Source organism: Hymenobacter qilianensis, assembly GCF_014638675.1.
Taxonomy (GTDB): domain Bacteria; phylum Bacteroidota; class Bacteroidia; order Cytophagales; family Hymenobacteraceae; genus Hymenobacter; species Hymenobacter qilianensis.
On the sequence record NZ_BMFN01000002.1, the window covers coordinates 835007 to 854349 of the forward strand.

17 protein-coding genes are annotated in these 19343 nt (G+C 52.7%); 5 read left to right on the forward strand and 12 right to left on the reverse strand.

Annotation, left to right across the window (positions count from 1 at the left end):
- Nucleotides 1-45: 45 nt before the first annotated feature.
- From IEW06_RS11200 to IEW06_RS11230, 7 genes are all read right to left on the reverse strand, one after another.
- Nucleotides 46-1386: a DUF4910 domain-containing protein gene (locus IEW06_RS11200; RefSeq protein WP_187732606.1), complete on the reverse strand. Its 1341-nt coding sequence runs from the start codon at nucleotides 1384-1386 to the stop codon at nucleotides 46-48.
- A gap of 126 nt (nucleotides 1387-1512) precedes the next feature.
- Entirely contained in the window at nucleotides 1513-2835 is a 1323-nt protein-coding gene (locus IEW06_RS11205; protein WP_188548295.1) for a class I SAM-dependent methyltransferase, read from the reverse strand.
- Nucleotides 2836-2959: 124 nt separating this feature from the next.
- Complete coding sequence (gene rfbC, locus IEW06_RS11210; protein WP_188548296.1) at nucleotides 2960-3502, reverse strand: dTDP-4-dehydrorhamnose 3,5-epimerase; 543 nt, start codon at nucleotides 3500-3502, stop codon at nucleotides 2960-2962.
- A gap of 64 nt (nucleotides 3503-3566) precedes the next feature.
- Complete coding sequence (locus tag IEW06_RS11215) at nucleotides 3567-4655, reverse strand: NAD-dependent epimerase/dehydratase family protein (RefSeq protein ID WP_187732608.1); 1089 nt, start codon at nucleotides 4653-4655, stop codon at nucleotides 3567-3569.
- 81 nt (nucleotides 4656-4736) lie between these two features.
- Nucleotides 4737-5579, reverse strand: coding sequence for a glucose-1-phosphate cytidylyltransferase (gene rfbF / locus IEW06_RS11220; protein ID WP_188548297.1), 843 nt, complete (start codon nucleotides 5577-5579; stop codon nucleotides 4737-4739).
- Nucleotides 5580-5755: 176 nt separating this feature from the next.
- On the reverse strand, nucleotides 5756-6505 hold the full coding sequence (locus tag IEW06_RS11225) for a WecB/TagA/CpsF family glycosyltransferase (protein ID WP_223284644.1): 750 nt from the start codon (nucleotides 6503-6505) through the stop codon (nucleotides 5756-5758).
- Nucleotides 6506-6710: 205 nt separating this feature from the next.
- Entirely contained in the window at nucleotides 6711-8105 is a 1395-nt protein-coding gene (locus IEW06_RS11230; RefSeq protein ID WP_187732610.1) for an exopolysaccharide biosynthesis polyprenyl glycosylphosphotransferase, read from the reverse strand.
- Nucleotides 8106-8829: 724 nt separating this feature from the next.
- Here IEW06_RS11230 and rpiA point away from each other — a divergent pair.
- The gene (gene rpiA / locus IEW06_RS11235; RefSeq protein ID WP_187732611.1) at nucleotides 8830-9579 is read left to right on the forward strand and encodes a ribose-5-phosphate isomerase RpiA; all 750 of its coding nucleotides are present in this window, start codon (nucleotides 8830-8832) and stop codon (nucleotides 9577-9579) included.
- 12 nt (nucleotides 9580-9591) lie between these two features.
- On the opposite strand, the gene pgl is transcribed toward rpiA, so the two are convergent.
- From pgl to IEW06_RS11260, 5 genes are all read right to left on the reverse strand, one after another.
- Nucleotides 9592-10338 (reverse strand): 6-phosphogluconolactonase, encoded by a 747-nt coding sequence (gene pgl, locus IEW06_RS11240; RefSeq protein ID WP_188548298.1) that lies wholly within the window; start codon nucleotides 10336-10338, stop codon nucleotides 9592-9594.
- Entirely contained in the window at nucleotides 10331-11845 is a 1515-nt protein-coding gene (gene zwf / locus IEW06_RS11245; protein ID WP_187732612.1) for a glucose-6-phosphate dehydrogenase, read from the reverse strand. The genes pgl and zwf overlap by 8 nt, the downstream gene beginning before the upstream one ends.
- A 39-nt stretch (nucleotides 11846-11884) precedes the next feature.
- Nucleotides 11885-13393 (reverse strand): NADP-dependent phosphogluconate dehydrogenase, encoded by a 1509-nt coding sequence (gene gnd, locus IEW06_RS11250; protein ID WP_187732613.1) that lies wholly within the window; start codon nucleotides 13391-13393, stop codon nucleotides 11885-11887.
- Between the two features lie 341 nt (nucleotides 13394-13734).
- Complete coding sequence (locus IEW06_RS11255; RefSeq protein WP_187732614.1) at nucleotides 13735-14130, reverse strand: response regulator; 396 nt, start codon at nucleotides 14128-14130, stop codon at nucleotides 13735-13737.
- Nucleotides 14131-14137: 7 nt separating this feature from the next.
- A complete protein-coding gene (locus IEW06_RS11260; RefSeq protein WP_187732615.1) occupies nucleotides 14138-15577 on the reverse strand; it encodes a sensor histidine kinase in 1440 nt (479 codons plus the stop codon).
- A gap of 375 nt (nucleotides 15578-15952) precedes the next feature.
- On the opposite strand from IEW06_RS11260, the gene IEW06_RS11265 reads away from it, so the two are divergent.
- The 4 genes from IEW06_RS11265 (at nucleotide 15953) to IEW06_RS11280 (ending at nucleotide 19220) form a co-directional block, all read left to right on the forward strand.
- On the forward strand, nucleotides 15953-16363 hold the full coding sequence (locus IEW06_RS11265; protein ID WP_187732616.1) for a hypothetical protein: 411 nt from the start codon (nucleotides 15953-15955) through the stop codon (nucleotides 16361-16363).
- A gap of 159 nt (nucleotides 16364-16522) precedes the next feature.
- Nucleotides 16523-16786, forward strand: a complete 264-nt coding sequence (locus IEW06_RS11270) for a hypothetical protein (protein ID WP_187732617.1) — start codon at nucleotides 16523-16525, stop codon at nucleotides 16784-16786.
- Nucleotides 16787-17385: 599 nt separating this feature from the next.
- On the forward strand, nucleotides 17386-18480 hold the full coding sequence (locus IEW06_RS11275) for an HlyD family secretion protein (protein ID WP_188548299.1): 1095 nt from the start codon (nucleotides 17386-17388) through the stop codon (nucleotides 18478-18480).
- A 71-nt stretch (nucleotides 18481-18551) separates the two neighbouring features.
- Complete coding sequence (locus IEW06_RS11280) at nucleotides 18552-19220, forward strand: DUF4956 domain-containing protein (RefSeq protein WP_187732619.1); 669 nt, start codon at nucleotides 18552-18554, stop codon at nucleotides 19218-19220.
- The last annotated feature ends 123 nt before the right edge of the window (nucleotides 19221-19343 follow it).

Here is a 19343-nt window from a genome sequence, read left to right on the forward strand (position 1 = left end):
GCAGATGATACGTAGCAACAAGCAAATAATTTTCTAGTGTCTTACCTATTCGACGCGGGCGAGCAGGTCGCAGGCCACCAAAGCAGCGGCCGCGCGTGCTATCAGCGCGTAGGGCAAGCCCGATTGCTCCGCTATAGCAAGCAAAGAATGTTCTTCGTCGGAAAGGTTGAGCAACCACAGGAGCGCCATCTGCCAATCAGCGCCTTCTGTGCCACCGCCAACACCTTTGTAAAGCCCCCGACGGCCTAGTTGAGGCTCGCCATACGGACTTAGGTTACGGTATCGTCGATTAGTATCGAGCACGTCGCAGACTTGGCTAAATAAATCAATGGCTTGGCTCAGGTGCTCGGGGCGCACAAAATCGAGATTGTCGGCGGAGGTGTGATACTCGGCAAACTCCCCGAAAGGCGTGCGCGAAAGACAACCGACAGGCAGGTTAAAACCCGGTGAGCAATATTGGCGCTCATCGTAGCCGTAGGGCGAAAAGGGGCGTATCTCGTGCGGTAAACGCGAATCACGCAGTACCACGGCCACAGCCCGATCAACATCGGCGGCACCGCGGCGCGATTTCTTGTAGGTGAAATTGCTAGGACCACCCAGCAGGGTAGCAACCAGTCCATGCTGGATGTGCTGAACGGTTTCAGTGTTCCGGCTTAGCCACGTAATTGAGCCAATAGTGCCGGGAATAAATACAAACCGATAGGAATACTGACGCGGCTGCTCCGCTAAGTGCCGAGCCAGAAACGTAGCCACTGCCATACCCGAAAGGTTATCATTGGCCAGCGACGGATGACAGCAATGACAGGAGATTAATACTTCCTCCTCGCTGCTACCAAGTAGAAATAATTCCCCATACGTCAAGGCACCTGCTGTGTCCAAGGTGCTATCAATACAGACCTCATAGCGACCTTCCGGCAGTGCCAAGCGGTCGTGGTGGGCAAGACAGAAGCCCCAGTTGGGTTGATAATACGAGGTGCGATACGGTATCAGGTCGGGCTGATCGGGCAGCGAAAACAAGTGCTCCTCTAGTTCAGCACGCGTAAACCAACCTTGTACAGGCGTGCTGTAGTTGAGCACATGCAGGTTATGCTGCCGAAAATCAATAACCCGCTCCCCTTGCTCATTCTTCACCCAAGCATCCCTAATATTCCATTCGGCCGGCACGGTCCAGTCGAGAGCGGGCGTACCGCTGGGCACTTCATGAATGACCAGTTCGGGCAGATACTCGCGCAGGATAGCCAACGTTTCGCGCACGCCATTGCCGGTAATGCTGCGGCAAATGGGAAACAGCCGCTCCATCAATCCAAACGGCGTGCTTGGCTGCTCAGCGCCTTCCACCACAGCTGAGGAGGCCTGGGGGGCTTTTTTGGAGAGTGGAGAAGTCATGCGCAGAAACAGCAAACGTAAGTTGAACGCTACCCTAAGCCAAGAAGCTCATTACAGAGAAGCTGGGGGGCTTTTTGGAATCGTATTGCTACCAACTCCCCAGCTTCTCTATTAAAATAAGCAGGCTTATTCGTAAACCTTAACTTCCGGAATGGGCACCACAAATTTGCCCCCCCAGCTGCGAACCTCCGCCATTTGCTCCATGATTTCCTCCCGCAGATTCCAGGGCAAAATCAAGACATAATCGGGCTTGGTTTGCTTGATATGATTGGGGTGGAGAATAGGAATACGCGTGCCGGGTAGGAAGTTACCCTGTTTGTGGGGGCTCAAATCGACGGTATATTCCATGAAATCGGTGCGGACACCGCAGTAGTTGAGCAAGGTGTTGCCTTTGCCGGGCGCACCGTAGCCAACTACCTTCTTGCCTTCGCGAGCCGCCTCAATCAGAAAATCCAGCAGCTTGCGCTTGGTTTCCTTGGTCTTTTCCTCAAAGGCCGCATACAACGCCAAATCAAGGATACCAGCTTCTACTTCGCGCTCCCGCAACTCGGCCACGCGCGCCGTTACTGGCTGCGCTTCGTGGGCGGTGTGGCGGGCAAAGATGCGTAGCGACCCGCCATGAGTTGGCACCTCTTCCACGTCAAATAGCGTGAGGCCATGATGGGCAAAAATGCGCTCTACAGTATTGAACGACAGATAAGAGAAGTGCTCGTGATAAATCGTATCAAACTGATTTCCCTCGATCAGGCGCAGCAGGTGCGGAAACTCCATGGTAATAACGCCTTCGGGCTTGAGTAGCACCTGCATGCCGCCCACGAAATCGTTGATATCGGGTACGTGAGCCAGCACGTTGTTGCCCAGCAGCAAATCAGCCTGACCTACCGTTGTTGCTACGTGCTGAGCGGTGTCGCGTCCGAAAAAGCGCACCATCGTGTTGATGCCCTTTGCTTGCGCATATTCTGCCACGTTGGCGGCTGGCTCTACTCCCAGCACCGGGATGCCTTTTTCCACGAAGTACTGAAGCAGGTACCCATCATTGCTGGCAATTTCTACTACCAGGCTGCTGGAATTAAGGCTAAACCGCTCCGCAGCCATATCGGTGTAGCGCTGGGCATGGCGCAGCCACGATACCGAATAGGAAGAGAAGTAAGCATAATCGTTGAAAACCTCCGTGGGGCTGACAAACTCATCAAGCTGAACCAAGAAGCACTCGTTGCACACACGTGCATGCAGAGGGTAAAATGGCTCGGCCATATTAAACTCCGATGGCCGCACGTGGTTCTGACACAGGGGCGACGTGCCCAGATTGACGAACGTATAGGTAAGCGGCGTACCACAAAAACGACACGGACTAGCAGGCGGCGGCGCAAATTTAGTGTACGCTTCTTCAACTGCGCTGGCAGAAGTAGACAAGACAGAAGCAGTGGAGGATGGAGTAGATATTCCCATGATGTGGGGTAAAAAATCGTTTAGGACCTAAAAAAGTAAATCAGCGACACAGATTCAATTTCAATTATGGATTGCTGGCCGCTTTACAGCAATGGGTAAAGGATGTGGGCAAAACCGCGCCGTTTTACATTCTGACTGCTAGTTGAATATCCGGATGGTTACGATCTTTTTCAGATAGCAGCACAGGTTCAAAAGGCCATTCGATCCCAATGTTCGGATCGTTCCAGCGCAAAGCCCGCTCAGCTCCGGGCGTGTATTTGGCCGAAATCTGATACGATACGTCGGTATTGTCTTGCAGGGTGATGAAGCCGTGCGCAAAGTACTCAGGTACGAACAACATGCGATAGTTATCGGCGGTTAGCTCCACTCCTATCCACTGCCCATACGTAGGCGACTGCTCACGCATATCCACAATCACGTCGTAAATGCCCCCCCGTGTGCAGCGCACGAGCTTGCTCTCGCCGTGGGGGGCAATTTGATAGTGCATGCCCCGCAAGGTGCCGCGCTTGGGGTTAGAGGATATACTAGCTTGCCGTGGCGGCTGATGAATGCCATGCGCGGCAAACTCATCTTCACACCACGCACGCGCAAAAAAACCTCGCTCGTCCGATAAGCGCTCCATATCGATAATAAAAGCGCCGGCTAGCTTAGTTTCAGTAAAGATCATCTTCTAATCGAATAAAAGTCCCTCCGCACGACTCGCGTTTTAGAAGGCATTGGTAATAGAAAGCTTAAGCGCTTACAGACTCGGTAGCTACTACTGCTGTATCAGCCCACTCCAAATCGGCGCTCAACTGTCCGCTTTCACGCAGAGCAGCAAGTACTTGCAAGCGCATGAGCTGTGACGAGCGGAAGCTGGTATCGTGAAAGCCCATGCTCATCAACCCATCCCGTAGCTCGGTTATAGTATCAGGCAAAGTACGTTGGGGCTGGTGCTGGGGGGCTAATTTTCGGAATAAGCTGAAGTCGACACGATACGAACGCTTATCAGGGGGCGCCGCCGCATTCAGGCTGACACTCGTACCGGGAATGGCAGTTGCTACCGCCTCCGCCAGCTCACGTACTTGATAGTTCCACTGGTCAGATCCTGCGTTTACGGCCAGAAAATCGCCACCGTTATCAGCCTCCCGACTGATGGCCCACTCAATAGCCCGCGCCATATCCTGTACGTGGATAAGCGGACGCCACGGCGTACCATCACTAAGAATGTTAATCTCTCCCGCGGCTACTGCGCCGGCCACAAAGTCATTGACTACCAAGTCTAGCCGCAGCCGGTCGCTCCACCCGCAGGCAGTAGCAAAGCGCAGACAAGTAACGCAAAAATTCGCATCAGCTAAGGGTGCTAAATCCTGCTCGCTTAACACTTTAGAGCGTGCATAAGCTGTTAGTGGATTCAGTGTAGAAGTCTCTGTTTTAGCGCCTTCACCTCCAGCGCCATACATACTACAGCTGCTGGCAAACACAAACGAACGCACACCTGCTTTCTTAGCCCGTTGTGCTAGCCCAATACCCGCCTGATAATTTACAGCCAAGGTTACATCCTCGTAGGCCGAACCCATCGGATCGTTGGAAATAGCGGCCAGATGCACGATGGCATCAACACCCTGAAGTAACTCCGTGGGCAAGTTGCGCACGTCACCGAAATACTGGCGGTCGAGGCGCGACTCAGGCAAGCGGCTTGCGCCGGTAAGACAATGGGCAAAGAAACCCATATCAAACCCAATCAGCTCAGCCGCAGGAAACTCCTGACGCAGGTGGCGTACGACGCCGGGCCCCACGTAGCCCATATTTCCGGTAATGAGAATGCGTTGCGGTTTCATATATCAACTTGGGAACGGGGCACTATTCTGTAGAGAAGTCAGCTAGGGGTAAAGTGGCTCCTGCACGTGGTACTCAATAATTTATTTAATCAGCAAGGGAGGCTGAGTTGCATACAGCTCATGGCCTTGGCTGTTTGAAGGCTGATCACTCCATACTTTCCATTTCGCTTTACCAGCGGCCCACATTTCCTCCAGCAGGTTACGGTCGCGCAAGGTATCCATGGGTTGCCAGAAGCCCGTATGACGATAAGCTACCAGCTGATTATCAGCCGCCAACTGCTCCAGGGGGCCTTTTTCCCACACCGTTGCATCGGTTTCGATATAATCCAGTACTTGCGGCTCCAAGACGAAGAATCCTCCGTTGATCCACGGTGACTCGCCCCCCTCAGGCTTCTCAGTGAAGTTTGAAATCAGACTGCTGTCCTCCGTAAGGTTGAAGACACCAAAACGGCCGGGCGGACGCACTGCCGTAAGTGTAGCCAAGGCACCCTGCTGCTGATGATAAGCAATAGATTCGCGAACATTTACGTCACTCACACCATCACCGTAAGTAAGGCAAAAAGTATTGCCGTCCAGATAGTCGCGGACTCTGCGCAAACGCCCCCCAGTCATGGTTTCCTCCCCAGTATCAACCAAAGTAACGGTCCAGGGCTCGGCACGGTTGCGGTGTACTGTCATCTCGTTGCGGTCCAAACGAAATGTTACGTCGGCGTTATGCAGGAAATAGTCAGCGAAGTATTGCTTGATCAGATGGCCTTTATAGCCACAGCACACCACGAAATCAGTAATGCCATGGTGGGCATAGATTTTCATTATATGCCACAGAATTGGCTTACCGCCCACTTCCACCATCGGCTTGGGTCGGACGCCACTTTCCTCGCTAATACGAGTCCCATAACCACCTGCGAGTATAACTGCTTGCATGAGAAATAAAGTAAGAAGGAAGATAAAGCGTGAAATCAGCAAATATTACTCCATCACACATCAACTGTGCTAATTAACTAATCTTCTTCCTATATAATTATATTAATAGACGCATTATTTGTATTTTATTTCGGCTGTTGAACTAAAACACGTAAGTGTCAGACTTCCTCACTCAATCATGATACTGTCTTGATAGCAGCATCATTTCGAAACACAGTTCGCTGTGCCATCAGGTACAGAAAATGCGAATTGGTAATTAGGTAGCGTCTCCATAGTCTTTTTGGCTCCAGCCACAGTCGATACGCCCACTCCAGCCAGAGCTTGCGCGCCCACACGGGCAAGCGCTGCTCCAGGCCCGCATACACCGGGAAGGCCTGACCAACTCCCAGCATACAAGCACGAATCTGCCCTTGGTGTGCGGCCATCCAGCGCTCTTGTCGCGGGCAGCCCAAAGCCACGAAAACCAAGTCAGGATCTACGGCATTGATGGCGGCTACTTCGGCAGCATCTTCCTCAGGAGTCAGCGGACGAAAGGGCGGCGAATGGGTGCCGGCAATGCGCAGTGTAGGTAGCTCGCGCCGGGCACGGGCTACCATGGCTGCTAACACCTCCTCAGTTGTACCATAAAAATAAACGGACTGATTCCGCTGGGCGGCCTCAGCAAGTAAAGCAGGCAGCAAATCCATTCCAGCTACGCGTTCTTGCTGTTGCCCATGAAACCAGCCCACGGCCGCAGCCACAGGGCTACCGTCGGGTGATACGATGGCTGCACCATCCAATATTTTACGGAACCCAGGATCGTTATGGGCTTCCACTAACATATGCACGTTGGCAAAGCACACATAAGCAGACGTACGCGCAGCACCGAGCCGCAATATTGTATCTATAAAGTCAGTCCGGTTGCCCGTCGTAATACGAGTGTCCAAGACCTGTTGGCGTGGTAGAGCGGGAAGTGGCAATGGGTAATTTGTGATTAGTTAAGAACGACGTCCGGCGGGAACGAAGATCAAAGGTTAAAAGGAAAGGCCCCTAGCACGGTTGCCGACGATAGTCGTACGAACTGTGGCAGGGGCCTTTACGCAAAGTGCTGTTAGTTGGATACATGGGCAGAATTTGCCCCCCAGCGATGGTCTAGTAGGCGTTTTTCTCGCCGCGAACCATATTCCAAACCGTCTGGAAGATGATCTTCATGTCCAAACCGAATGACCAGTTCTGCACATATTTCAGATCATACTCTACACGCTTCTCCATGGTGCCGGCTTCGCGAGTTTCGCCGCGGTAGCCATTTACCTGGGCATAGCCCGTAATACCAGGAGTTACAGCATGACGCATCTGGTAAGTACGGATGTGCTTGGAGTACTCTTCCAGTTGGGAGAGCATGTTAGGGCGAGGACCTACCACTGACATTTGTCCCATCAATACGTTGAAGAACTGAGGCAACTCATCAAGGTTGTACTTGCGCAGGTATTTGCCAATGCGAGTGATACGCATGTCGTTTTTTGTAGCCTGCAACTCCGTTTGACCGTGGTTAGCCTGCATTGTGCGCAGCTTGTAGCAAGGAAACAGCTGGTTACGCTTACCGGGCCGCAGCTGCTTGAAGAAGATTGGGCCTGGAGAATCAAGTTTGATCAACAATCCCAGAATTCCCATCACTACCGGGAACACAGTAACGATAACCGTCAAGGAGAAGAAGATATCAAAAAGGCGCTTCATCGCCTGATTGGTACGCATTCCCAAGGGCTCATTCCGGATAGTAAGAATGGGCATGTGATCGTAGAAGTACACATTCACATCCTGGCGAACTGTGCCACTGAAATCGGGGACAATGCGGAAGGATAGGAAATGGTCATCGGCGAAGCGCGACAGGTCTTCGATAAGTTCGCGCTGATCGAGGGGCATTGCGAAGTAGATTTCATCTACCTGTGTTTTAGAGCAAAACTCCTTCAGGTCCGCAATAGAGCCTTTTACGAGAGACTGTAGATTGTCAGCAACCTTCTCATCCGTAAAGAAACCCAGGAACTTGTTGCTAGGATCGTGAGACTCAAGAAAGCGTTGTAATTCCTGACCACTGCTGCCGGTACCTACAATAATAAAGTGGGTATGTGCCCGAGCAATATGCGTGCAGTACATACGGTAGCCGAAGGCCAGCAGGAAACGACCAAGAGCTACACCTACTACTGATAAGCTGTACACTAACACCAGGTAGCGCACCATCAACCATTCCGTGTCGAACAGCATCGCCCCAGCCAGTACAAGGCTTGCATGAATCAGGAATGTACGAAACAGGTAGAGAAGCTTCTCAGGATAGGTAATCAGCCGATCTATCCGATAGATGTTAGCATACTCCTTTGACAGAATCCACCACAGCAGCCCAAAAATAGCAAAGAAGAAAGGGTAATAGCTGGTGAATTCCCAGCTGTCAAACAAGAAGAAGCCAGTAAGACGGAAAGCACCAAAGATGATGAGCACGTCCACCACGGGCAAGATGATGCGCGAAGCATCAGTGTAGTGTTTGTAGCGTTCCATGAGTTAGTACAAGTAGGCAGTAGGCAATGAGGAAGTGGTGTTTGGTTGTCTTGTACGCATACAAAGTAAAATCATTCTGTAGTTAAAACAATATTTTTTATAACTTTTTGTTGTAAAAAGATAATATTTTGTTAATACAACAATAATATTCCGTTACGCAACTTTACTAAATCCAGTAAAAAGCACATGTTACTATATTATTTAGTGATTTTATGTCCTTTTACTCACAACTACCTATAAGGTTTCATACTATTTCTGTCAAAATTGATACCACCAAGGCTATTGAGCCCTAATCTTGATGCTAAAGGAGGTGATATAGTTTACGCTTTAGAGGCCTGCACAAGCTCAACAGGAGGCATTTTCAGCCGCAAACATCTCATTTATAGACACTAGTAATATATTAAATATACGATACTGTGTATCAGGGACCTAGCGAAATATTCGGCTGATAAAAATTTTAAGAACCTGGAAATAGTGTAGAAAAAGCTTAAAATATTTTCCTTTATGCCATCCGAACCCTGTAATGTTCAGCGTAAGCTGAGGTGGCATAAGCGAAAACTTGCTTCGACCACCTTTGTATTCTTCATAATCGACTTCGTTAAGCTTATACCTGCAAGCCTTCATCAGACCCGCTCGGCGTGTATTACTTCCGAACTTCCTGTCAGCAAACTCACTTTTCAAGCAGTTCCGGGCGATAGCGTGCGCTTTTAATTCACCAGTTGTTATGGCAGCATCTTTAAACCAGGCACAAACAGATAAGGAAAAACAACGCGCGGCGGCACAGGCGTTGCGCTGGGTAAGCGATGGTATGCTGGTAGGATTAGGCAGTGGTAGCACAGCGGCTTATTTCATTCAACTGCTCGGCGACGCCCTTCGGGCTGGCCAGCTTCGCGTTCAGGCTACGGCTACCTCGCTGGCCAGTGAAGCCTTGGCTCGGAGCGTGGGCATTGCATTAGTAGAGCCCCGGCGCGGCTTGCGCTTCGACCTGACAGTGGATGGAGCCGACGAAATTGCCCCCCAGCTTGCTCTTGTCAAAGGCGGCGGTGGTGCTTTGCTGCGCGAGAAGGTGCTAGCAACCGCATCCGATTATCTGTTGATTATTACCGACTCCTCGAAACTGGTGCCACAGTTGGGCCGGTTTCCGCTGCCGCTCGAAGTTGTGCCGTTTGCTCTGCCGTGGGTGCTGGATGCCGTAGCGCAACTCGGCGGTGCTCCAACAGTGCGCATCGACCAGAAAAACGCCCCCCAGCCCGCTCTTTCCGACCAAGGCAACTTGCTGGTGGATTGTCATTTCAACTCTATACCCGATCCGGCCGGGTTGGCGGTTCAGCTTCAGGCCATTCCGGGTATCGTAGAGCACGGCTTATTTCTGGGTTTGGCGCGCGCTGCTATCGTCGCACAAGGTGAAGAATTGCTTGTGCTACGGCCGGATGTTGAGCCGACGGACGCAGCCGACTTTACGAAACTGCCATAACCTACACAGGCTTTACTTCCGCTCATCAGGAAGCTGCGCCGCTGCAGCACCATCTAAAAACCAATGCAATTCGCCAGAAACAGGGGTAATAAGCTGAGCCGGAAACTCCTCCACATGGCGTTCGGCAGTCAAGACGCGTTGCACGGCGGCGGCTTTATCGGCGCCATACACCAGGAAGGCAATTGCCTGAGCCTGATTGATTAATGGCGCAGTAAGCGTAATGCGGTAGGCTTGCTTTTCCTCCACAAAAACTTCCTTCGCCCCTGCTGCGGCTTCATGCAGTACCGGAGTATGCGGAAATAAGGAAGCCGTATGCGAATTATCGCCTAGGCCCAGCAGAACTAAGTCGAAACGCGCTTCCTTTTGGCCGAAATAGTGCTCGATTGTTTGGGTGTATTGCTGGGCCGCTTCAGCGGGATCAAGCGCGGTATCAACGGCAAAAACCTGAGAGGGCGCTATCTGCAAGGGCTCAAACAGAGCTTTCTTGGCGAGCAGGCAATTACTTTCCGGATCGGTGTGGGGCACGTAGCGTTCATCGCCGAAGAAGAAATGGACCTTTTCCCAAGCCACCCGAGTACGGTACGACGGCGAAGCTAAAAGCTCGTAGAACTTCTTGGGAGAATTGCCCCCCGACAGCGCCACCGAGAATCGTCCGTGCTCGGCTACAGCCTGATTGGCCAGTTCAACAAAATAGTCAGCCAGGCTGGTCAGAACCTCGGCGGGCGTGGGGTAAATATGCAGCTGGGGGGCTTTATTCATGGCCATTGAGCGGGAGCGTAAACCAGTGAAATCCGTCGCGGGCGATGAGCGCCTCCGCTATTTCTGGTCCCCACGAGTCGGCCGAATAGTTGGGGAAGCTCTGGCTGGCCCTACCCTGCCACGAGTTCAGGATGGGCATGAGCAAATCCCAGGCGGCTTCTACCTGGTCGCCGCGCATAAATAAGGTTTGGTCGCCCAGCATGGTATCCAGCAACAGCGTTTCGTAGGCCTCCGGGGCCTGGCTAGTGTAGGTGCCTTTGTAGTCGAACACCATATCCACGGTGTTGAGCATCATGTCGAGGCCGGGGCGCTTGGCCTGCACCTGCAAGCGAATGCTCATTTCGGGCTGAATACTGATAACCAACCGATTCTGCTGCCAGCTTTCCGCGGTTTCGGGCGGAAACACAAAGTGCGGCACGTCTCTGAACTGAATGGTGATGCTGGACGCTGAGCGGTGCATGCGCTTGCCGGTGCGCACGTAAAAAGGCACATCCTGCCAACGCCAATTGTCTACGAAGAACTTTACGGCGGCGAAGGTTTCGGTATTGGACTTTGGGTTGGCCCCGGGCTCCTCCCGATAGCCCGGCACTTGCTCACCCTGCATCCAGCCCGCCGCATACTGCCCGCGCACCGCCGACTCGCGAATGTCTTCGGGTGTAAACCGGCGCATGGCCCGCAGCACGTCTACTTTGCGGTTGCGCACTTCATCGGCGGTAAAGTTGACGGGCGGCTCCATAGCCACCAGGCAAAGCAGTTGCAGCAAGTGGTTCTGAATCATGTCGCGCATGGCGCCCGCGCCGTCGTAGTAGCCGCTGCGCTCCCCTACGCCAAGCTGCTCGGTCACAGAAATTTGCACGTGCTCGATGTAGTTGCGGTTCCAGAGCGGTTCGAACAGGGCATTGGCAAAGCGGAAAGCCATGATGTTCTGCACGGTTTCCTTGCCCAGATAATGGTCGATACGATAGATCTGCCGCTCGTCAAAAATATCGGACAGCAGCCTGTTCAACTCCCGCGACGACTCCAAATCGTGGCCAAAGGGCTTTTCAATAACAATGCGCGTGCAGGTAGTATCGGAGGCGAGCTTGCTCTTGGCCAAGTTGGAGGCAATGGTTGGGAAGAACTCCGGAGCCACGGCCAAATAGTAAATCACGTTGGGCTGCACGCTCCACTCCTTCTTGTACTCGTCAATGCGCTGGCCAAATTTCTTATAGGTGGCCGCATCCTTCACGTCAGCCGCCTGATAAACGATGTGCTGGGCAAAGTCTTTCCACTTATCTTTTTCAGCTTTGCCGCTGCGCGAAAATTCGTTGATGCCGTCCAGCAGCTTCGCCCGAAACTCGTCGTCCGATAAGGGCGTGCGGCCACTGCCGATAATGGCAAAGTGTTCGGGCAGCCAGCCATCCAGATACAGATGATACAACGCCGGCGTCAGCTTGCGGGCATTCAAATCGCCGGTGCCGCCAAAGATGACGAAGATGGTGGGCTGAGTTTCTTTGGTGGAGCTCATGCGTAGGGTATAGCGAATGGGTTGAAGGATGGCCGCGGCCTACTTATTAGGAATGACTGGCTCTTCCGTTCTCTTTTCCGGGTCTTCCTGCACCGACTGTTTGTTGGCTGCGTCCTCGTGCACAGGCGTCCACTGGGTATGAAAGACGCCTTCGTGCCCAATCAGCTCGTAGGTGTGGGCGCCGAAATAGTCGCGCTGGGCCTGAATCAGGTTGGAAGGCAGGCGGGCGCTGCGGAAAGATTCAAAATAGCTCAGCGAAGCAGCATAGGCCGGCAGAGAAATGCCCCCCGCCACGGCCGCCGCCACTATTTGGCGGGTGCCGGGCACTGCTTCGTTTACGACAGCAGCTACCTGGGCATCCAGCAGCAGGTGCTCCAGCCCTGGGTTTTGCTGATACGCGTTGAATATATCATTCAGAAAACTGGAGCGAATGATGCAGCCGCCACGCCATATTTTGGCAATGTCGGCGAGCTGCAAATTATATTCATAGGCCGCCGAAGCTTTGGCCAGCAAATGCATGCCCTGCGCATACGTGACGACCATGCTGAAGTAGAACGCCTGCTCCAGGTTGCTCAAAAAAGCTCCCCGCTCCATGGCGGCCGAGGTGGCGGGCGCCGGATTGCTGTACAAGGTGGCCAGTTGCTCGCGCAAGCCTTTGTACTTGGATAAGTTGCGCATAGCCACGGCAGTGTCGATGGTCGGGACGGGTACTTCTAACTCCATGGCTACCTGCGAGGTCCACATGCCGGTGCCTTTGGAGCGGGCTTCGTCCTTGATATCGTCGAGCAGCAAGTGGTCGGTGTGGGGTGCGCGGAAAGCGAAGATGTCTTTGGTAATATCCAGTAGAAAAGACTGCAACCGGCCCGCATTCCACTGTGCAAACACCTCCCCGATGGCGGCATTGTCGAGGCCGGCGCCGCGCTTCATCACCTCATACGTTTCGGCGATAAGCTGCATCAAGCCGTACTCGATGCCATTGTGCACCATCTTCACGAAGTGACCAGCCGCACCCGGCCCGATGTAGGTTACGCAGGGCTCATCATTCACGCGGGCCGCAATGGCTTCAAACATGGGCTGCATTACCTGATAGGCCAGCTTATCACCGCCGGGCATCATGCTGGGGCCAAAGCGGGCGCCTTCTTCCCCACCCGAAATACCCATGCCGAAGAAGTGAAAGCCGGCCTCCCGGAGGACTGCCGCGCGGCGCGTCGTATCCGAGAAATGGGAGTTGCCGCCATCAATAACAATGTCACCGGGCGCCAGCAGGGGCCGCAACTCTTCGATAACGCTGTCCACAATTTTGCCGGCTGGCACCAGTAGCATAATGGAGCGGGGCGTCTGAATGCTGTCAATAAACTGCGTCAGATCGGTGAAGCCCTGCACTGGTTTGCCGGCGCCTTCTTCGGCCAGCAACGTTATTTTGCCGGGGTCTTTGTCGTAGCCTGCCACGCCAACGTTGTGGTCAGCGAGATTCAGGAGCAGGTTGCGGCCCATGGTACCCAGGCCAATCATTCCAAACGAATACTTAGTCGGCGTTGCGCTCATCATCTGTGCTTTTGGTGTTTAGGCTTGTCCTGCAGGCAGGCAAGTGTAAGCTAAGGAAATATTACGCTTGGTAGAAGGCTATAATGGCGCTTAAGTTGAAAACGCAGTTCCTCGGAATGCAAACGGTACGCAGCGTCGAGCAGTTGTAACACAACCATTATTTACCCGATTATTCATAACCTAATACGCTCTCATGATAGTAAGCGCCAAAAACGCAGACAGCAGAGCAGGCATCCACCACATAGCAGCGGCCGGACTGAGTAATACTTATGGAAACCCTCTTCTATGCGGGTCAATGTTGCCAGGCCACGTGGAATTTGACCCCTAGCCTCCGACGCGAAGATTTAGGATCGGTTTTCCAGCACCTGCGCACGAATGGCTTGCAGTTTCGGGCCATCCAAAGGTTTGGGAATTACGCTAGTAACTAAGCTGTATTCTTCAGCCTTCAGCTTATCTGATGGGGCCAAAGACGACGTAAGGATGTAGATGGAGCACCGCCCGGCCAGTTGAGACTCAAATGGCTTGATAGCATCCAGAAAGTCCCAGCCGCTCATGATTGGCATATTCAGATCCAGCAGAATGACGTCCGGCACCTGGTCTGGCAGTGTATTCTGAAGATAGTAGACGGCTTCCTGAGGCAGCTGAAATGAGGTGATACTATCGGTTATGTTTTCTCGCTGCAACAACTTGGTGGTGAGGAATATACTGATATAATCATCGTCGATCAGAACTATGTGCATGGCTCGTTTAAGGCAAGTATAAAAAGAACTGCGTACCCACTTCCACCTCGCTTTTGACCGCGATAGTGCCCCCCATCGATTCAATGTGCGCCTTTACCAGATACAAGCCCATACCGCGGCCCGAAGGCGAAGTATGAAAACGCTTGTATAGCTTAAACACCTCAGCACCCGCTTTCTCCTGATCGAAGCCCGAACCGTTGTCGGCGAAGGTGAGTTGGGCGCCACCTTCGGGATGTGGGCTGCCAGTAATGGTAATCAAAAGGGCGCGCTGCTGAGAGCGGTATTTGATGGAATTGGAAAGCAGATTCAGGAAAATGCTGTAGATATAGGCTCGGTTGCCGTGAGCGTGCAGGGCCTCGGGGAAATCACGAACAATTTGCCCCCCAGCCTTTTGCAGCGGCTCGTTCATCTCCTTCAGCACCAGGTCCAACACATCGGTAAGCCGGACGGGCGCGGGCAGATCGGCCACGTCCTGCTTGTCGCGCACTGTGAGAATGGTATTCATGTCCTGCAGCACTACATCGAGCTGCACGAGGCTGGTTTGCAGATGATTGAGCAACGTAGCCTGATCCGGATCGGGGGTCGTTAGGAGTTGCGACAAGCCCATGGCATTGGCCAAAGGCCCCCGCAGGTTATGCGACACGATGTAGGTAAACTGCTGCAGATCCTGATTTTGCCGGTGCAGATCCTGGGCTAACTTTTCCTGGCTGGCTTGGGCCTCATGGCGCAGCGTCACATCAGAAAAATACACGGACAGTCCTTCTTCCGAAGGAAAGGCTTTGACTTCCAGCCAGAGTCGCAGGGTAGCGTAGTATGCCTCAAAATGCACGGCCCGCCCCATAGAAAAGGCCTGATGATACTGATGATAAAACTCGCCGCCAACCTCGTCCGGGAATAGGGTCCAAAGGTTTCGTCCTAGCACATGCTGGCGGTCTACTTGCAGCAGGCGCTCTACCTCGCTGTTCAGAAAAGTCAGCCGCCACTCCCGGTCAAGCAGAAATACAGCGTCCGTAACACTCTCGAAAATAGTGTTGAGCTTTTTGGCTTGTTGCTCAATAAGCTGGTGAGAAGCAGTTAGATCTGTGATATCGCGGGCAACCATGTGCACGCCGCTCACTACCCCATCGACCAACAGCGGCACCTTTGAAATATTCAACACTTTCGGCTCCGCGCCGATAAACTGCACCGCTACGTCGAATTGAACTCGCGTACCCTGAAAAGCTTGCAGCAACTTTTCCCGAAACACTGCTATAAGCTCGGGCGGCAGGAAATCTGAAATATCGCGACCTAAGACATCTGCTCTTGAAAGGTGCAAAAGCTGCAGAAAAGGCTCGTTTACGTCCAGAATAACCCCATTGCGGTCCTGGAAAAGAATAATGTCTAGATTGTTCTCAAACAGCGACCGAAACCGCTGCTCGCTATTTACAAACTGAGCACTCTCACTCATAGGGGTTTTACTGGATGACATGGGATCCGCAATGCCAGAGCAAAGCCATTTGAATTCACTATCAGGGCTTTCTAGCGCACTACCAACAACAACTTCAAAGTACGGGCAAGGCAGACGGAAGTTCTACCGTGGAGTTCTGCCGGCGAGTTAGAGGCCAAAAGAATGGATCAGCGCCATGCCTCCTGTGGGGTTGTGCCTATGGTTGACTGAAAAACCACGCTGGGGGGCAAAACCCTTGTTTATTCGACCGTCTCAGACAAGTCGAGCCAGTTTGGTTGTATTCACTTTAATTTCCAGTTAGATTTCCGGCCCTTAGCTTTACCCACCCATTATTGCCTTTACACCCAAAAGGCACTGTTTTTTGCCAAGCTTCTCATGCCTCTAACTATTCACTCGCTTTATTACGAAAACGCAGTTGGTCGCCTCTTCGAGCACGCAGATGCGTACGCGGTGGTGCAGTACAAGCCGGGTAATCGCCAGTTCAGCGACTTCAAAACGTTTCTCATCCACGTTGGAAACCTACTAACTCGTCGGGGCTGGACTCATATACTGACCGATCAGCGGGCCATGTCGCCCTTTACCGATGAGGAGCGGGCGTTGATAAACCAGGAATGGATTCATAACGAGGAACGGAAAACCATTGCGGCAGTTCTGCTGCCCGATGATGTATTTGCCCGCTTATCTTCCACGCAGATTCTGCACGACGCCCGGGAAGGCAGCCTGTTTTACCATGTATTTCAGGACGAGGTGGCTGCCGCCACCTGGTTGCGCCAGACTCGCGGATAGAGTACAGACTTAACAAATAGTGGCAATTGCGGCCTCTTCGTGGTTAATTAAGCTTGCTCAGTCCGCTCTTTCCCACCTTATGCCATGCGCAAATCCCTCTCATTTGTACTAGTATCCGCAGCTATAGTCGGGTTAAACAGCTGTGATCCTGCCCAACCCGTGTCCTCTATTCCATCTCGGCAACCTGCTAGTACCGCGGCAGCAGCTTCCACCGAAGCGCAGGCCCGCGCGGCCGTTGTCCGCTTTGTAATGCAGCAGCCCAATGCCGCCCTCTACCAATTGGATTCGGCCCGTGTACTTGAAGTAGATGACCACTGGCAAATCCTGGTGCCCCGCACCGACTGGGCCGGCCGCATGCCCAACAAGGCCGCCTTCGACGTGGACAAGCAAACCGGCGCTGTCAGCCCATTAGCCGTGAAATAGAAAGGCACGACGCCCAACGGTTCAACCCTTGACACTAGTCCTCGCCAAGCTTCCTAGCGCTGGCCACATGTATCTCAACATCGCTTGTAGAGCAGATTGGAACGTAACAAACAGCGGCGCACGATTCTTAACCACAGCCTCGCTTAAAAGCTTCAGGCCGAAGGCTATTGGGGTTGACAGCCTTCGCTCGTCCAAGAGCTAACGACTTTTCATGCATTCGTTGAAACGGCTAATATCGTCGTGGCTATCAGATTCCAGTCCCTGTAGTGCGTGCATCAGCTGAGCCGGGACCGCAAGAGCGAGATGATCAGTGTGCCGATAGTACCGGAAGGCACGTCTCCCCATAATGAAATCAGAATATAAAAGCGAAGTGTTTCCCTACAAGACATATAGGGTGTCCTGCACGCTCCCAATGCAAGGTGCTGAGAAAAGAAATTTTTGAATTTTTATAATAAATCACCCAATTCCTTCATCTGCAAACAAGATACAGGAAGGCACTACAGGCTTTCTGGCTTAATTATTGGCTAATATTCTGTAAAAGTTATATTATAATAATTCTTATAAAATATTATTTATCTCCGCTGAGCTAACGTTCCCATATGCCTGCTTCATACCTCCGAAAAAACATTCTATTAGCCGCCAGTCCGTTGTTGTTGCTCCTTTTAGGGGTAAATCTGCCGCCTATCAACTTACCCTATACAATTGATACGACCAGTTTGGTGATGCCGGTAAGTGAATGGACTCTAAGCCGGGCCCAGAACGGAAACTTAATTTCCACCTTAAAGGATAACCGAACGGGGAAACTAAGCGCTTTTTCGGTTTCCGTCTTTCAACGGGGAGACCAGGCCAACTTTCAACTTAATCCCCAGATTTATCACCTTCCGCGCCTCAGTCAGGGGGATACGGTGGCCAATATGTACTCCAATCAGGATCAGGAACGCCTGGTACAATTACAGGGCGAACTAGCCGTTCAGCAAGCTGAACTGCAGCTGGTTAACTCCGGACAGAAGTCGGCAGATGTGGAGGGCGTCGCCCAGCAGCTCGCTCTGGGCCAGCAGGAACTCGCGACCCAGCGCCAACTGACGGCCCGGGCACACGCCCTGCACCAAGACTCATTACTGTCCCGTCAGGAATACGAATTGGCCGTGAACATGCTGCGCGTGCGCGAATTGAATGTAAGCATGATCGAAGCGGGCTTGAAGTCAGCGAAGACCGGCGGGAAGCCCGAACAGATTCACGTCATCAGAACCCGAATCACGTCGCTCCAGCAACAGATTCAGCATATCCAACAGAGCTTGAAAGAGCTGACCGTGGTTTCACCCGTTTCGGGCACGGTGCTGCTGCGTAAAGCCTCCATAAATCCGACGGAAGAAGTACTGGTGTCAGTAGCGGATAATTCGGCCTTCGTTGTGCTGCTGCCCGTGAACTACATAGAAAGGAACTACGTGAACGTCGGGCAGCCGCTGGAGGTCGCGGTTACGGGCACTACCCACACTGCCTTGGGCCACATCATCGGCATTGATAACACGGTGCAGATCGTGGATGGCCGGCAGGCATTCTTCGTTACGGCCGTGATTGACAACCAGCAGACGCCCCTCGTGCCGGGTATGGTGGTGCGAACCACGATCTCGTGCGCGCCCCTTTCCATCGCTGGCCATGTAGCCCGCACCATGGAATCGCTGGTCCGCTACTAAGCTTCGATTGCCCGTTCTAGCAGGCCTTCCACCCACCTTACTGTTACGCTCCGAAATAAGCCTTTCTGCTTATGCACCAAGACGTTCAAGCAATTTTTGACTTTTCGATTACGGTTCGGGAGGTCCTGGGCAATACGCTCTGGGCGACGCTGTGCGGGCTGCTTATTTCCCTTTTCTACGTGCAGGCCTTTCGGCAGGTAAGTTACTCAGTAGGCCTCATCAAGTCCATTGTGATGCTGACCATGATCACCGCCTTTGTGATGATGGTGGTCGGGGACAACTTAGCGCAGGCTTTTAGTATGGTGGGTATCCTCTCCATTATCCGATTCCGAACCGCGATGAAGGGGGCACAAGACTTTATGTTTCTCTTTTTTGCGCTTGCCATTGGCCTAGCCTGTGGGGAAGGGTTGTATTCTGTCGCCCTGATCGGTTGTCTGCTGATTGGCGTGGTTACCATGGCCATGACATACGGACTGGCCCACTCACTACAGGAGGATTTGATTCTGACTATTCTACGCAGGGCAGCCGGCAGCATGGAGCGTGACTATGCTCCTATCCTGGCTGCGCATTGCAGGCGCCACAAGGTGTTGAGCATGCAGACGTCCCAGACCAAACAAGGCCCGGTAACTCAATTAGTTTACGCCGCAAGCTTGAAAAAAGGGAGTAGCCGGGAGGGCATAGTGGAGGCCTTGCAGGAATTAGAAGGGGTAAAGCAGGTTACGCTGGCTGCCGAAGAATAGTAAGAATTTGCCCCCCAGCTTTCGCTGATTACGTCCTTCTCAGCCTCTCCCTTCTTCTATGCCACTGACAAACTCGATACCTACACTTAAGCTCTCTTTCCTCCCCAAATGGGTGTGGGCGTG

Excerpts from the sequence above, each read along its gene's own strand:
- IEW06_RS11205 (WP_188548295.1), bottom strand. The coding sequence starts at position 2,835 with ATGGGAATATCTACTCCATCCTCCACTGCTTCTGTCTTGTCTACTTCT.
- rfbF (WP_188548297.1), bottom strand. The coding sequence starts at position 5,579 with ATGCAAGCAGTTATACTCGCAGGTGGTTATGGGACTCGTATTAGCGAG.
- zwf (WP_187732612.1), bottom strand. The coding sequence starts at position 11,845 with ATGAGCTCCACCAAAGAAACTCAGCCCACCATCTTCGTCATCTTTGGC.
- gnd (WP_187732613.1), bottom strand. The coding sequence starts at position 13,393 with ATGATGAGCGCAACGCCGACTAAGTATTCGTTTGGAATGATTGGCCTG.
- IEW06_RS11260 (WP_187732615.1), bottom strand. The coding sequence starts at position 15,577 with ATGAGTGAGAGTGCTCAGTTTGTAAATAGCGAGCAGCGGTTTCGGTCG.
- IEW06_RS11280 (WP_187732619.1), top strand. The coding sequence starts at position 18,552 with ATGCACCAAGACGTTCAAGCAATTTTTGACTTTTCGATTACGGTTCGG.
- rfbC (WP_188548296.1), bottom strand. The coding sequence starts at position 3,502 with ATGATCTTTACTGAAACTAAGCTAGCCGGCGCTTTTATTATCGATATG.
- IEW06_RS11215 (WP_187732608.1), bottom strand. The coding sequence starts at position 4,655 with ATGAAACCGCAACGCATTCTCATTACCGGAAATATGGGCTACGTGGGG.
- rpiA (WP_187732611.1), top strand. The coding sequence starts at position 8,830 with ATGGCAGCATCTTTAAACCAGGCACAAACAGATAAGGAAAAACAACGC.
- IEW06_RS11200 (WP_187732606.1), bottom strand. The coding sequence starts at position 1,386 with ATGACTTCTCCACTCTCCAAAAAAGCCCCCCAGGCCTCCTCAGCTGTG.
- IEW06_RS11255 (WP_187732614.1), bottom strand. The coding sequence starts at position 14,130 with ATGCACATAGTTCTGATCGACGATGATTATATCAGTATATTCCTCACC.
- IEW06_RS11230 (WP_187732610.1), bottom strand. The coding sequence starts at position 8,105 with ATGGAACGCTACAAACACTACACTGATGCTTCGCGCATCATCTTGCCC.
- pgl (WP_188548298.1), bottom strand. The coding sequence starts at position 10,338 with ATGAATAAAGCCCCCCAGCTGCATATTTACCCCACGCCCGCCGAGGTT.
- IEW06_RS11265 (WP_187732616.1), top strand. The coding sequence starts at position 15,953 with ATGCCTCTAACTATTCACTCGCTTTATTACGAAAACGCAGTTGGTCGC.
- IEW06_RS11275 (WP_188548299.1), top strand. The coding sequence starts at position 17,386 with ATGCCTGCTTCATACCTCCGAAAAAACATTCTATTAGCCGCCAGTCCG.